Annotated in this window: 14 protein-coding genes; 12 read left to right on the top strand and 2 right to left on the bottom strand. The window is 35.2% G+C overall.

Features of this window, described 5'->3' with window-relative positions; genetic code table 11:
• The first annotated feature begins 66 nt into the window (after positions 1-66).
• The 8 genes from FHP04_RS09730 (at position 67) to FHP04_RS09695 (ending at position 6,722) form a co-directional block, all read left to right on the top strand.
• Complete coding sequence (locus FHP04_RS09730; protein ID WP_139856004.1) at positions 67-1,779, top strand: NupC/NupG family nucleoside CNT transporter; 1,713 nt, start codon at positions 67-69, stop codon at positions 1,777-1,779.
• 155 nt (positions 1,780-1,934) lie between these two features.
• Positions 1,935-2,759: a thymidylate synthase gene (locus FHP04_RS09725; RefSeq protein ID WP_139855915.1), complete on the top strand. Its 825-nt coding sequence runs from the start codon at positions 1,935-1,937 to the stop codon at positions 2,757-2,759.
• A gap of 15 nt (positions 2,760-2,774) precedes the next feature.
• A complete protein-coding gene (locus tag FHP04_RS09720) occupies positions 2,775-3,209 on the top strand; it encodes an energy transducer TonB (protein ID WP_139855914.1) in 435 nt (144 codons plus the stop codon).
• A 49-nt stretch (positions 3,210-3,258) separates the two neighbouring features.
• A complete protein-coding gene (locus FHP04_RS09715; protein WP_139855913.1) occupies positions 3,259-3,717 on the top strand; it encodes an energy transducer TonB in 459 nt (152 codons plus the stop codon).
• 111 nt (positions 3,718-3,828) lie between these two features.
• Positions 3,829-5,010, top strand: a complete 1,182-nt coding sequence (egtB, locus tag FHP04_RS09710) for an ergothioneine biosynthesis protein EgtB (protein WP_139855912.1) — start codon at positions 3,829-3,831, stop codon at positions 5,008-5,010.
• Positions 5,011-5,024: 14 nt separating this feature from the next.
• Complete coding sequence (locus FHP04_RS09705) at positions 5,025-5,996, top strand: L-histidine N(alpha)-methyltransferase (protein ID WP_139855911.1); 972 nt, start codon at positions 5,025-5,027, stop codon at positions 5,994-5,996.
• Positions 5,997-6,047: 51 nt separating this feature from the next.
• The gene (locus tag FHP04_RS14715) at positions 6,048-6,287 is read left to right on the top strand and encodes a Kazal-type serine protease inhibitor domain-containing protein (RefSeq protein WP_246051411.1); all 240 of its coding nucleotides are present in this window, start codon (positions 6,048-6,050) and stop codon (positions 6,285-6,287) included.
• A 54-nt stretch (positions 6,288-6,341) separates the two neighbouring features.
• Complete coding sequence (locus FHP04_RS09695; RefSeq protein WP_139855910.1) at positions 6,342-6,722, top strand: (deoxy)nucleoside triphosphate pyrophosphohydrolase; 381 nt, start codon at positions 6,342-6,344, stop codon at positions 6,720-6,722.
• Here the strand turns inward: FHP04_RS09695 and FHP04_RS09690 are convergent.
• Together FHP04_RS09690 and FHP04_RS09685 are read right to left on the bottom strand one after the other, a co-directional pair.
• Positions 6,711-8,681 (bottom strand): DUF2075 domain-containing protein, encoded by a 1,971-nt coding sequence (locus FHP04_RS09690; protein WP_139855909.1) that lies wholly within the window; start codon positions 8,679-8,681, stop codon positions 6,711-6,713. The genes FHP04_RS09695 and FHP04_RS09690 overlap by 12 nt on opposite strands.
• Positions 8,682-8,951 carry a helix-turn-helix domain-containing protein gene (locus tag FHP04_RS09685; protein ID WP_139855908.1) on the bottom strand — a complete coding sequence of 90 codons (270 nt, stop codon included), beginning with the start codon at positions 8,949-8,951 and terminating at the stop codon, positions 8,682-8,684.
• A gap of 543 nt (positions 8,952-9,494) precedes the next feature.
• Between FHP04_RS09685 and FHP04_RS09680 the strand changes: the two genes are divergently transcribed.
• The 4 genes from FHP04_RS09680 (at position 9,495) to FHP04_RS09665 (ending at position 13,846) form a co-directional block, all read left to right on the top strand.
• On the top strand, positions 9,495-9,977 hold the full coding sequence (locus tag FHP04_RS09680) for a hypothetical protein (RefSeq protein ID WP_139855907.1): 483 nt from the start codon (positions 9,495-9,497) through the stop codon (positions 9,975-9,977).
• A gap of 96 nt (positions 9,978-10,073) precedes the next feature.
• On the top strand, positions 10,074-10,949 hold the full coding sequence (locus FHP04_RS09675) for a hypothetical protein (RefSeq protein ID WP_139855906.1): 876 nt from the start codon (positions 10,074-10,076) through the stop codon (positions 10,947-10,949).
• A gap of 44 nt (positions 10,950-10,993) precedes the next feature.
• On the top strand, positions 10,994-11,473 hold the full coding sequence (locus FHP04_RS09670) for a hypothetical protein (protein ID WP_139855905.1): 480 nt from the start codon (positions 10,994-10,996) through the stop codon (positions 11,471-11,473).
• 366 nt (positions 11,474-11,839) lie between these two features.
• A complete protein-coding gene (locus FHP04_RS09665; protein WP_139855904.1) occupies positions 11,840-13,846 on the top strand; it encodes an ATP-binding protein in 2,007 nt (668 codons plus the stop codon).
• Positions 13,847-13,854 lie beyond the last annotated feature (8 nt).

Here is a 13,854-nt window from a genome sequence, read left to right as displayed (position 1 = left end):
CAATATGAAATACCGCAAATTCAACCACTAAATATGTTAGAATATAATTTTTGGGATTTTAAGTATATGTATAAATTTACTCTTGTAGCCTTTGCGCTTTTATTCTTCGGAACCGTTTTTGGGCAAAGCATCGAAAAGAATTGGCAATTTACCGAAGTAAAAGATCAAGCCGGACTCTCCATCATAGATATCAATCCCGAAAAAGACTACCTAAATCTTAAGGATGGTTCTTTTGAATACCTTCTAGCTCCAAAAGATAGCACCCTAGCAAGTGGAGATTATATTCTTCAGAATAACCTACTAGTACTTTTCTTTAACAGTGCAAACGACAGCATTCGTATATTTCGAGTAGAACAACTAACAGACAGCACACTTACACTTTCCGAAAACAACTTTACATACAGTTTACAAGCCGATATCATTGAAGCTGCAACTGTTTTGGATATCGACACTAGCAATTCGCAAATAATCCCAAGCCAAGGGATTTCATTCAATAGTATTTGGCGTGGTGCCTTAGGAATGATTTCCCTTATATTAATTTCAGTGCTTTTCAGTTCAAACCGAAAAGCAATTAACTGGAAGACAGTAGGAATCGGACTCCTATTCCAAATGGTAATTGCAATTGGCGTATTAAAAGTAGGATTTATAAAAGCTACTTTTGAAGCCATTGGTCAGGTTTTCGTAAACGTATTAGATTACACAAAAGCAGGAAGTGAATTCCTTTTTGGAGGAATGTTAGACGTAAATTCATACGGATTTATTTTCGCCCTTCAGGTGTTACCAACTATTATATTTTTCTCTGCCTTAACCTCAGTGCTTTTCTACTTAGGTATTATACAAATTGTAGTAAAAGGAATGGGGTGGTTACTCACCAAAATCCTACACATTTCTGGAGCAGAGAGTTTAAGTGTTGCAGGAAATATCTTTTTGGGGCAAACAGAAGCACCTTTACTTATTAAAGCATACCTAGAAAAAATGAACAAGAGTGAAATGCTCTTGGTTATGATTGGAGGAATGGCAACCGTTGCTGGGGCCGTACTTGCAGCCTATATCGGATTTTTAGGAGGCGACGACCCTGCGCTTAGACTTACTTTTGCAAAACACCTTTTAGCAGCTTCGGTTATGGCGGCACCAGGAGCAATTGTAATATCAAAAATATTATACCCACAAACCGAATCGATAAACACCGACGTAAAAGTTTCTTCTGAAAAAATAGGATCTAACTTTTTGGATGCTATTGCAAATGGAACTACCGAAGGGTTAAAACTTGCAGTAAACGTTGGAGCTATGTTATTAGTTTTCGTAGCGTTTATTGCTATGATAAACGGAATATTAGGCTGGGTTGGAGACACCACAAACCTAAATGATTGGGTGGCAGCAAATTCATCATATAAATCACTTTCTTTAGAAGCCTTACTCGGTACTGTTTTCGCACCTTTAATGTGGCTAATTGGAGTGGCTAAAGAAGACATGATGATGATGGGACAACTATTAGGGATTAAACTTGTAGCTAGTGAGTTTGTAGGATATATTCAACTTGCTGAACTTAAAGATGTAGCTAACGGACTTCACCTTAACTACGAAAAAAGTATTATTATGGCTACGTATATGCTTTGCGGTTTTGCCAACTTTGCTTCTATCGGAATTCAAATTGGTGGCATTGGATCTTTAGCTCCAGGACAACGTAAAACGCTTTCTAAGTTTGGAATGAAGGCATTACTTGGGGGAACAATAGCATCGCTTATTTCAGCAACCATCGCTGGAATGATTATTGGGTAGTATACCTAACAGCTTTTAATTAGAAAGTAACCACTTCTGAAATAGAATGGTTTAACAATTTGATTTCCTTATACGATAGCAATAATTGTTCTATTTTTTAGTTTAATAGTTGGTTTGATTATTTATATTTATTTTCTGAATTATTTTTCTTTACAATGAAACAATACCACGATTTACTTAAACATGTAATTGAAAACGGAACTGAGAAACAGGATCGTACTGGTACAGGCACAAAAAGTGTTTTTGGCTATCAAATGCGTTTTGACCTCAGCGAAGGTTTCCCGATGGTTACTACTAAAAAACTTCACTTAAAATCTATCATTTACGAACTATTGTGGTTTTTGAATGGAGACACCAATATAAAGTACTTACAAGAAAACGGAGTTCGAATTTGGAATGAGTGGGCAGATGAAAATGGCGACTTAGGACCTGTTTACGGACATCAATGGAGAAATTGGAACAGTGAAGAAATAGATCAGATTTCAGAAATTGTGGAAACCCTTAAAAAGAATCCAGACAGCCGCAGAATGTTAGTAAGCGCTTGGAATCCTAGCGTAATGCCCGACACTTCAAAACCTTTTGCTGAAAATGTAGCAAATGGAAAAGCTGCACTTCCACCTTGCCACGCATTTTTTCAGTTTTATGTAGCCGATGGAAAGCTGTCTTGCCAACTATACCAACGCAGTGCCGATAGTTTTTTAGGGGTGCCGTTTAATATAGCGTCTTACGCACTACTTACAATGATGATGGCACAAGTTTGTGGCTACGAAGCAGGAGACTTTGTTCATACTTTTGGCGATGCGCATATTTACAGCAATCACTACGAACAAGTTGCACTTCAACTCTCTCGCGAGCCGCGTCCACTCCCAAAAATGATTTTAAATCCGAATGTAAAAGATATTTTTAGTTTCACTTTTGACGACTTTACTCTAGTGGATTACAATCCGCATCCACATATTAAAGGTGCAGTTGCCATATAATTTCAAAAACCTATTATGAAAAACCTACTCATTGCCGTTTGTATATTATTTTCCACAACCATCTTTGCGCAAGAAGAATGGGGTAATGTAAATAAAAACGAAGTTACACTTAAGGAAATTGGTCCTGTATGGCCTGGATGTGAAAAAGGTAACGTAGCCGAACGCGACAATTGTTTCAACCAAAAGTTATCGGCTCATATTTCTAAAAACTTTAAATATCCTGCCGATGCTTACAAGAGAAATGAGCAAGGAAAAGTAACCGTTGAGTTCGTTATCAATGAAAAAGGACTGGTTGAAGTAACCAAGGTTACCGGGGGAACCAAATCGCTACAAGAGGAAGCAAAAAGAAATATTATGGCCATCCCTAAAATGGCGAAACCAGGAATGATGGCAGGGAAACCAAGAAAAATTAAAATGGCCGTTCCCTTTAATTTTAAAACTGGAAAGTAGTTTTTAAACAGGTTTCTTCTAGTATAAAATTAATTTTATCCCTGCACTTATGAAAAATTTTCTACTCATCTTAGCTTTTGGTTTTACTACAATTTCATTCGCTCAAGACGCTAATGCACCACGGGAGGATGTTCCATTTGCAGTTATCGACCGAGTTCCCATATATCTGGGATGCACTGGAACCGACAATGAAGTATTAAAAAAATGCATGTCCGAAAATATCTCGGCCTTTATCAACCAGCATTTTAATATGAAAAAAATGGAGGCTTTAAATTTGCCTCCAAAAATTTACAGAACTGCCGTACAGTTTAAAATTGATAAATACGGAAACGTAGTAGATGTTCAGGCGAGTGCAGACCGACCTGAAATTGAAGCAGAAGCCGAACGCGTGGTAAGCAATTTACCTAAAATGATTCCTGGAGAACACAGAGGGAAACGTGTGGGTGTATTATACTCACTTCCTATTATCTTTAAAATTGAACCTCCAAAAAGAACGCGTAAAAATTAGAATTTCTAGTTTAACAACTGTTTAACGAGGCAACAATAGTCTTAAACAATATTAATAATTATATTTAAAGTGTAGATAATATGTGAGTTTACTCAGATAAAACACTTTTTTATGATTGTTACCGATACTTTGGTTTCATTTTTTCTTGAAACCCGCCAACATACAGAAGACATTTGCAAGCCGCTGGAAATTGAAGATTATGTCGTTCAGCCTATTGTAGATGTTTCACCTCCTAAATGGCATCTAGGGCATACCTCATGGTTTTTTGAGGAATTCATACTAAAGCCCTACAAGCCAAACTATAAACTTTTCCACGACGACTTCGCCTTTGTATTCAATAGTTATTACGAGAATGTAGGAAAACGGGTGGTTAGAAACGACCGCGGAAACCTCTCCCGACCTGGCGTAGCCAAAGTCTATGATTACCGGCACTACGTAACTTCAGAAATGAAAGATTTTCTTACTGAACTGCACAACACCGACAAGGGAATTTCAGAAAAAATAAAAGATGTGCTTTTAATAGGAATACATCACGAAAAACAACATCAAGAACTACTTACAACCGATATAAAATACATCCTAGGGAATAATCCCTTGTTGCCTAAATACAACGATAACTTTTCTGAAAATCCCATCCAAAACTTCGAGAGAGAATGGATAGACATGAAAGAAGGAATTTATGAAATTGGGCATAACAATCCAGATGCGTTTTGTTACGACAATGAGTTGGGACAACATAAAGTATATCTACACGATTATAAAATTTCGAATAAACTCGTTACCAATGCCGAATACCTAGCGTTTATAAATGCTGGCGGGTATGAAGATTTCAACCTATGGCACGCCGAAGGTTTAGATTGGGTAAAAACGAACAATATTAAAGCTCCTATGTATTGGCATAATATTGAGGGGAAGTGGCATCAATACACCTTACAAAGACTTCGAGAAATAGATCTTGACGCGCCACTGTCACATATTTCTTATTACGAAGCCTTTGCTTATGCCCAATGGAAATCCTGCCGACTACCTACCGAATTTGAATGGGAAGCTGCACAAAACAACTTTGAATGGGGCAGCCGTTGGGAATGGACCGAGAGTGCCTATCTCCCCTACCCCAATTACACCAAAGCCCCAGGAGCTATTGGCGAATACAACGGCAAGTTTATGGTAAACCAAAAAGTGTTGCGCGGTGGCTCTGTAGCAACCTCAAAGAACCACACCCGACCAACCTACCGCAACTTCTTTCAAACAAACCTGCGTTGGCAGTTTACAGGTTTGAGATTAGCAAAATAACAGACACCTAACCTATGGATATAAAAGCGAAAACTCAAAGAGATACTACATTTAAAACCGAAGTTAAGGAAGGACTTAGCAGCTTCCCGAAATACCTATCGTCTAAATATTTTTACGATAAAAAAGGCGACAAGCTATTTCAGGATATTATGGCTATGCCGGAATACTACCTTACCGGTTGCGAATTTGAAATTCTCGCTACCCATACCAAAACCATAGGCGAACTTTTTCGCGATCGCGAAAATGGTTTAGATTTAATCGAACTTGGCGCTGGCGACGGTAAAAAAACAAAATTGCTGCTCAAGTATATGACCGATAATAACTTCAATTTTGTTTACAAGCCTATAGATATTAGTGAAAACGCAGTAAAATTACTTACAAACAACCTAGCTCAAGAAATGCCTTCGCTAACGGTAGATGCTGAAATAGGAGAATATTTTGAAGTTTTAGAACGCCTTAAAGGGTTCAACAAACGAAAAAAAGTGATTGTGGTTTTAGGCAGTAATATTGGCAACTTGCTACATCCAAAAGCCATCGACTTTCTCACCAAACTAAAAGACACTATGTTGGCAGAAGACCTACTGTTTATGGGTTTCGATCAAAAGAAAAATCCGCAGACGGTTTTGGATGCTTATAACGACCAAACAGGAATTACCGCTGCCTTCAACAAAAACATTTTAACCCGAATAAACCGAGAGTTAGACGCGAATTTTGATGTAAATAAATTTACGCATTGGGAATCCTACAACCCAGAAAGCGGCACTGCAAAAAGCTTTTTAATAGCTACGGAAGCAATGGATGTACGTATTAAAAACCTTGATCTCGATATAAGTTTTGAACAGTGGGAAACCATCCACACCGAAATATCACAAAAATACGACGATAAAACTGTGGCTTGGTTGGCCGAACAAGCAGGCCTAACCATTGAAACCTCCTTTACCGACAAAAAAGGATATTATAAAGACTATGTGTTGCGGAAGATTTAGGAAATATTGTTTAATTTAGAAGTTCTTATTTCTAACTAAACCAGAAGCAACTTGAAAACATCACCCTACTTTCTACTTATATCATTTTTACTGATTGCCCTACTCATAATTTCTTGCGCAGTAAAAAATCCCACCGACTGTATTGACGAATCTAAAATTAGCGACGGCCCTTGCACTATGCAATACGACCCAGTATGCGGCTGCGATGGCAAAACCTACTCCAACCCCTGCGTAGCCGAAAAAGCTGGAGTAACCGCTAGTGTTCCTGGGAAGTGTGGGGAGGATAGGTAAATTCTACCAAACATAGTTTACACTGAATAAACTTGATTTTTAAGCCTTATAAAAATGATTGAAGTAGTCTGTGCTATCATATTAAAAGATGATAAAATTCTTGCTGTACAACGAAGTTCTACGATGTTACTTCCTTTGAAATGGGAATTTGCAGGTGGCAAAATTGAAGAAGGTGAATCTGAAATAGAGTGCGTAAAGCGTGAGGTTCTAGAAGAATTAAATATTAATATTGAAGTTAAAGACAGACTTACACCCGTCACCCATGCTTATCCTGATTTTAAAATAAAATTGATTCCTTATACCGCTGACTATGTTTCAGGGGAATTGAAGCTACGAGAGCACGCGGATTATATTTTAGCGGATAAAAAAGAATTACTTGCCTTGGATTGGGCAGAGGCGGATGTTCCTGTGGTGGAGGAGTTGTTATTTAACTAACTCTTCTATCCCTATTTCTTTAAAATAATTATAGGTGCCATCATAAAATTTACTTGGGCGGGTATGGTCTAACTTCGAACCTTCAGGGATAAAAATCACCATGCCTTGCCTTGCACGAGTTAACAAAACCCGATATGTATTTTTAAGATAATCTTTGCTAATTTCCTGATTAATATTCATCCACTTGCTTCCTTTAAAATTTTGATATACCCATTTATTATTATCAATATAAAAATTTGCCCCCCATAATAAGCAAGTTCTATCAATTTCTAAACCTTGAATATCAAATTCTGTAGCAACATCTTCTAAAAAATATGAAGACCTTACATCTTCTTTTTCATTTAAAAACCAGTTAGGTGGAGAAATTTCGTTTTTTACATCAATTCCTAAAGCTCTCAATCTCCTTGCTCCTGAAGAAGCAATTAACCCAATTCTTTCAGAGCCTTTACTTACTTCTCTGAGCCATTTCTGAGCCACATCTAAATCTCTAGTAATATAAATTGGAAAATCATTATTTATTTCTAAATACACCCTCTTAGCCTCATCAATATTTAAATCCAAAAGCTCTTGCACAAATTCTGAAACTTTTTCTGATCTAAAAGAGCGAACAGATACTGATAAATGTAACTCTGTTACAGAAGTAGCATTGTTAAATAGCCATTGTCGTTGGTTTTCTGTTTTTATATAGTTAGGACCATCAACTATTAAATTAGAATAATGAATATCCCAATTTTTATAATCGTTTTCAAAAGCACTAATCCATTCCTCTAATCCAGCTTCACCTGTATTTATTTCCTGACCCCCACCAATTAAACAAACTACAGTACACCAATTCTCATGACGATTCATAACATCAATCAAAAATTCTGGTTCTGACATACCAAAGTTCTCTATCCCTTTCTTCCTTTTCATAAAGGAACTAACTTGGTTTTTTGTCCATGCTCTTTGAGCTTCATCAAACACAACTACTTTTTCAGTTGGTTTTATATTATAATTAAGATATTCATCTCTGAAGTGATGTATATTTTGAATAAATGCATTCGTCCTTCTTTTTGCATTTTCTTTTGTCACACGCTCACCTTTTTCCTTAGAAGTTAAAACGTAATCTCTAGCTAAGGCTTCTCTTAAGACATCTACTAAGGGTCCGTTTCCTGATAAAAAAACAGCATGCTCGTCTTCATCCGCTAGCATTCTTTGATTTGCTACACTTAACCCTGCTAGTGTTTTTCCTGCCCCAGGTACACCAGTAACAAAACATATTGATTTTTTCTTATACAATTTAGAATTTTCAATAACCTGATTAATATATGTAGAAGTTCTAGAAAGATTTATAGCTCCAGCATCATGACGAGATATTTCTTCTACTTTATGACCTTTATACAAAGCCTGAGCAACCTCTATAATTGTCGGCGTAGGCTTGTAAATAGAATTCTCCCATTTTTTAATATCTATTTCTTGTTTTGTAAAATCAGTGAACTTTTCAACAATTTCTCTTAATCCAGATTTATTGCATTTTGCTACTTGATTATGTTTTTCAACCTCACTTACAATACAATGTTTGGAATCTGCATTTGTTGATACTAATACTGGTATTAATTTAATATGATGACTTCCTTCATGAAAATTTTGTAAATCTAGGCAATAGTCTATTACTTGAGTTTGCGCATGTTTACCATAAACGTCATCACCCACTTTAAATTCAACAACAAAAATACAATCATTTACAATTAATATATTGTCAACTCTCTTTCCCATTCTAGGTATAGTAAACTCAAAATATATTGCACCATTTATACCTTTTAATTGATCCTTTAGAATATGAATTTGTTTAACCCAAGCATTCTTTTGCAAGTCCTCTAAAGACCTATTAGTATGATTTAAACTTAATTGCCCTAAAATTGAATTTGAGTCCTCAGTTAAGAAGCCTAAAATCGTATTATTATAATAAGCTCTCTTCATTTAACTATCAGCCTTAAATTCATAATCTTGATAGCTAAGTTTTGACTTCTGATTATTGAAGTTTACCAATTCAGAAATATCCATTTCAAACGCTTTCGCAAATACTGCGATATTTGTTAAAGAAATATTTCGTTCTCCCCTTTCAATCATTCCAATATAAGTTCTATGGAAACCTGTTATAAAAGAAAGTTGTTCTTGACTTAGGTTTCTTTCTGCCCTTAGCTCACGAATTTTTGCGCCAAATTCTTTAAGTAAAAATTTATTTATCATTATCCGAAACTATACTTATTGTATGCAGAAATCAACATACAATAAGTCTCATTTCTATGTTTTCACTAAGATATTAAATGAACTCTTGGGACTTCAGAAAATTAAAAAACTACAACCCTGGAAGAGCATCAGCAATACCATTCACTGCAACTCTTACGGAATTAATGAATGTGAAAACATAGATTGCAACCTCTCTCCTTCTTGAATTTTAATAACTTAGAAAAACGCTCTTCTAATCCCAATTCACCCAACTTTTATCACCTAAATAAATATAAACACGGATAGAAATTATAAAAAAATCCTTGAAGGCGATTCGGTTACAAGTACATTACAAAACGTTTGATGAGTTATTTTTATAATTTTTCAATTCTTACTTCTCGCGCTACACACCAATACAAATAATTGATTACCAATTATTAAAAGCTGTTTTTTCAATCTATTATTTCATCTAACATTTGCTTCAAAAAAATAAATAGGGTTAACCACTACATCAAAATTTAGCAATTGGCTGAAGTTTGCAATAGAAAACTAAACCCTATCAAAATGAAAAAACTATTCTTAACTTCTATCTTATTTTTAGCTGTAGTAACCTTAGCTTCTGCCCAAATAACTATCAACTTACCTTATTCAAGATCTATTGGATTTGAAAATGGTGGATGGGAAAAATGGCCTTCAAACTGGGAATCTCAAAAAGCTGAATACGGCTTTATCCCTAATTTAAGTATTAAACAAATTAATCTTGGCACTTTTGAAGTATCCTTATACGAAGGAGGGTCTGCTAGTGGGATTTTTGTAGAAACCGTACATTTTGATGCTGCAGAGACGAAAAAAGTCCGCAAAAAAAGCAACAACGACAATATAACGGTCTATAAATATTACAATTCTCCAAATTACATGTGGACCGAAAATGTAACCCTTCCGCAAATTGTAAGCAACAAGGCTAACTGGACTTCAAAAGCAAATTCTAGAATTTACATTTGGTACAACGACCTTGGAAGTGCAGTGATATACAAGCATAATAAGTAGCCGATTGCCTTAAAGCAAAATCATTTTGACATTTAAAACAAGCTTTTAGCCTTATTCACTTCTATAAATAATTACTGATTAATCAAATTCAATAAAATGAAAAAACTTATAATTTCTTGTATCATATTAATGTGCGCTACAATGGTTAAGGCGCAGGTTCGAATCGAATTACCATATTCAAGGTCTATTGAAATTAAAAATGGAAAGTGGGAAAGTTGGCCTTCTAATTGGGATTCTGAAAAACAGCTATACGGATCTATTCCTTCTTTGGCTGTACAACATCTAAGTGGTGGCAGCTATGAAGTAAAACTATATGATGGCGGCGATATGTACACCGATAAGGTAATTTATGATTCTGTAGAAACAGAAAAAATTCGCAAGCAATTTACAAACAACCATCTAACTGCCTATAAATATGCCGATTCTAAAAACTATTTATGGACAGATAACATTACCCTAAAACAAATTGCGAAAAGTCCATCCCTTTGGGTTTCTACGGCTAAAGCACAAATCTACCTGTGGGAACACGAATTGGGAAATGCCATTCTTTATACCGCTAAAACAATAGCTTCGGCACCTAAAAATTATAAAACTAGTTTTAAGGCAACCAAGAAATACATAAAAGGTACTTGGGCAGCTTGGAGCGCTTGGCAAACCATGCCTAGCAATACATACTTTCAGCTAAATATGTTAAGAGAAAATAGCGAATATAACTTTAAGTATTACGAAGGAGGGTCTTTGGTGAAAAACTACAATATCACCTATGATAGCGCACGAACCAAAAGCGTAAGAGAAGAAACTAAAAACGCGACAGCCTATAAAATTAATGGCAGTAGTAATGAATATATATACCTGCTAAATACTGCTATGAGCACCATTATGAACAATCCAGACAAATGGTCTCAAGAAAAGGATGCTGTGATTCTTATAGCTGATATCAATAAATCGGGTATTCAAACAAAGATTAAGTAAAACTTAGCGCTACACTAATTACAATAATTATTAAATCTAAATATATGAAAAATATAATTTTCTCATTTGCATTCTTACTTTTTGCCTCCTTATCAGTATACGGGCAGTTTGACGACAAAGGTTACAAAGGTTTAAAACTAGGTATGACTTATACCGAAGCAGAAAAAATCACGCCTATAGATCTGGCAGAAGACGATTCGGCAGTTACACAATATGATGATCTTAAGTTTGATTTAACCTTCGCATTTAACGGTAATGACGAATACGTGTTATACACAATTAAAACCAAATATAAGGATGCAAAATTGGATGGAGTAAGTCAAAATCTTATTGGGAAGTCCATTAAAGAAGTAAAAAATGTGTTAGGAGAAAGGCTAGCTCCTTTTGAAGCTGCAGGACCTGGTAGCCCATATTATATTTATTATAAAAACAAGTCTGCCCAAAACAATTACGATACAAGCTGTGTGCTAGAATTTAATAATTCCGGAGTACTATCCACAATTATGGCTAGCCACAATCCATAAAGAAATACTGTATAACGAAAGTTTTATGAAGTTGAATTAAAAATGTAGTTATATAAATACTGTTACTATTAACCTTGCTAATATTGGGGAGTATTAAGTTGAGTTAAAACACGTAATTATGTAAATATACAGTTGACTAATGGTCTTGTTGTTAGTGGGGATTTTCAGCAGGCCATTAGTTTTATAATTGCGGTATATTGTAATAAATTTTACTGTATATCGCATAATTTCATACTAAATCATAGGTGAAAAAAATATAAAAAATTAAATCGAAAGTTCTATATATTTGAGAAAACCAAACTTACATCACCGCTAACTCCCACGACTGAAATTTCAGATTCTTAAAACCAACTACCCCCACATCTTATGAAAAACCTATTCTTGTTATTTTTTAGCGCTGCTTTTTATTTATTTGCTATAAGTTGCGACACTTCTTCTGAACAGAAACTTCCTCAAATCGAGGAAAAAAATGTTGAGGAATACAGGCATACACTTCCTGCTTATGAATGGTTAGAAAATGGGGCTAATTATAGAACAGAAATTTATAAGGACAGTGCGTTGTATCATTTCAACCATCAAATAGAAAACAAAAATTATGAAGATGCTGCCAACTATCTAATAGCTTATGGTAACGCCTTAGACAGAAATATTCACTTTGATAGCATATATTTTAAAACCAGTAGCGATTTCTACAATACTCACAAAAAAGACATTAGCGGGGAAGCTCAGAGTTACCTGTGTTATTATTTAGGAGCTCAAAGCTATTTTAACCATCAATTAGACCCAAGTTTTAAATGGTTTAAACAAGGAATCGAATTAAAACCAGAGTCGAAATCGCACAAGCAGATAATTGGGTTTACCAACTTCTCCTTAGCACAAAATTACTCACTAGTTCGTGATTTCGAAAACACTGAAAAACACCTTATAGCAGCATTACGCATTTTTGAAGATATTGGCGATGTTACCAACCAAGGGACTGTTTATTTACTGCTACACGACATTTTTGTAAAAACTTCTGCCTTAGATGAAGCTGAAAAGAACTTAAAAAAGGGACTTCAAATTGTAAAACAGCAAGGAAACAAATCGCTTACTTTTTCGGCATATTCTCTTTACGTTAACTTCAATATTGCAAAAGCAGATACGATAGGCGCAATAAAATATATTGATTCGATGGCTATTCACGCCAAACAATATCCTGGAATCAACAATTATCACAAAGCATTATTAAATCAACTTTTAGCTTTTAAGCACATTGCACAAAGAGAGGATAAGGAAGCTTTAGACTTTCTTAAAATAGCAAGAGAGATGACAGATCAAAGCAACAGTCTAGATCTGCAGATGCGTACCCTATTCCAAGAAATAATGTATGCCGAAATCTTTGACAAAACTTTAAAAAATCCTGAGGAAGCAGAAAGATTCTACAATGAAATAGCGGCGGAAGAAGAGCCAAACACCCAGTTTATGACTCAATTGGGAAGTGGTTTGTACACATATTACACCAAAAAGAAAGACTTTGAAAAAGCAAATATTTACGCCACCTTTCTTCTAAATAATAGAGACAAAGAATCGAAAGAACTTATTCAAGGAAAACTCTTTGAATTAGAGCGAAAGTTTAAAACTGAACAAAAAGAGAATAAAATCTTACTTCAGGAAAAACAATTAAAATCACAAAGAGAATGGCTTTTTGCTATGACGATAGGAGCAGTGTTCCTAATACTGATTTTTATTATATTTATGATTTGGCACAAAAGTAAAAGTTTAGCAAGAGAAAAGGTGTTGGCTGAAAACTTCACCTCGCTCTTACTGAGTAAAACTGAAGAAGAACGCAAGCGTATTGCCTCCGATTTGCACGATAGCGTAAGCAATGAATTAGTTAATCTACGCCAGGCACTCGAAACAAATAGCTCTAAATTTAGTGTAAAAATCGACAATATTTTAGAGGAAGTTAGAAATATTAGTCGTAACCTGAGCCCTACTTTATTCGATAAATTAGGATTAAAGCTGAGTATTGAACAATTAACCGATCGAGCGCAAAATCAACATAGCTTTTTACTTACTTCAGACATAGATTACAGTGGCGATTTAAGTGATACTGTTGAACTGCAATTGTATCGAATTATTCAGGAAGCTACTACCAATATGATGAAGCACGCCAATGCGATGGCGGGTAAAATAACAATTACCGAAGATGATAAATATGTGTACGCTGAAATAAAGGATAACGGAAAAGGTTTTGACGCCGATAAAATGTTGGAAAAAGGAAACTGCTTCGGCTTATTGAACATCACAGAACGCACCAAATTTATAAATGGTACAGTTAACATTAAATCGAATAAAAACGGAACAACCATTAAATTAACAATTCCAAAATAAAAGCTTAG

The organism is Aequorivita sinensis, assembly GCF_006346335.1.
GTDB classification, from domain to species: Bacteria; Bacteroidota; Bacteroidia; order Flavobacteriales; family Flavobacteriaceae; genus Aequorivita; species Aequorivita sinensis.
The sequence above is the reverse complement of the archived record's forward strand: the minus strand, read 5'-3'. Positions and strand labels throughout refer to the sequence as shown.

Excerpts from the sequence above, each read along its gene's own strand:
- FHP04_RS09730 (WP_139856004.1), top strand. The coding sequence starts at position 67 with ATGTATAAATTTACTCTTGTAGCCTTTGCGCTTTTATTCTTCGGAACC.
- FHP04_RS09725 (WP_139855915.1), top strand. The coding sequence starts at position 1,935 with ATGAAACAATACCACGATTTACTTAAACATGTAATTGAAAACGGAACT.
- FHP04_RS09720 (WP_139855914.1), top strand. The coding sequence starts at position 2,775 with ATGAAAAACCTACTCATTGCCGTTTGTATATTATTTTCCACAACCATC.
- FHP04_RS09715 (WP_139855913.1), top strand. The coding sequence starts at position 3,259 with ATGAAAAATTTTCTACTCATCTTAGCTTTTGGTTTTACTACAATTTCA.
- egtB (WP_139855912.1), top strand. The coding sequence starts at position 3,829 with ATGATTGTTACCGATACTTTGGTTTCATTTTTTCTTGAAACCCGCCAA.
- FHP04_RS09705 (WP_139855911.1), top strand. The coding sequence starts at position 5,025 with ATGGATATAAAAGCGAAAACTCAAAGAGATACTACATTTAAAACCGAA.
- FHP04_RS09695 (WP_139855910.1), top strand. The coding sequence starts at position 6,342 with ATGATTGAAGTAGTCTGTGCTATCATATTAAAAGATGATAAAATTCTT.
- FHP04_RS09690 (WP_139855909.1), bottom strand. The coding sequence starts at position 8,681 with ATGAAGAGAGCTTATTATAATAATACGATTTTAGGCTTCTTAACTGAG.
- FHP04_RS09685 (WP_139855908.1), bottom strand. The coding sequence starts at position 8,951 with ATGATAAATAAATTTTTACTTAAAGAATTTGGCGCAAAAATTCGTGAG.
- FHP04_RS09680 (WP_139855907.1), top strand. The coding sequence starts at position 9,495 with ATGAAAAAACTATTCTTAACTTCTATCTTATTTTTAGCTGTAGTAACC.
- FHP04_RS09675 (WP_139855906.1), top strand. The coding sequence starts at position 10,074 with ATGAAAAAACTTATAATTTCTTGTATCATATTAATGTGCGCTACAATG.
- FHP04_RS09670 (WP_139855905.1), top strand. The coding sequence starts at position 10,994 with ATGAAAAATATAATTTTCTCATTTGCATTCTTACTTTTTGCCTCCTTA.
- FHP04_RS09665 (WP_139855904.1), top strand. The coding sequence starts at position 11,840 with ATGAAAAACCTATTCTTGTTATTTTTTAGCGCTGCTTTTTATTTATTT.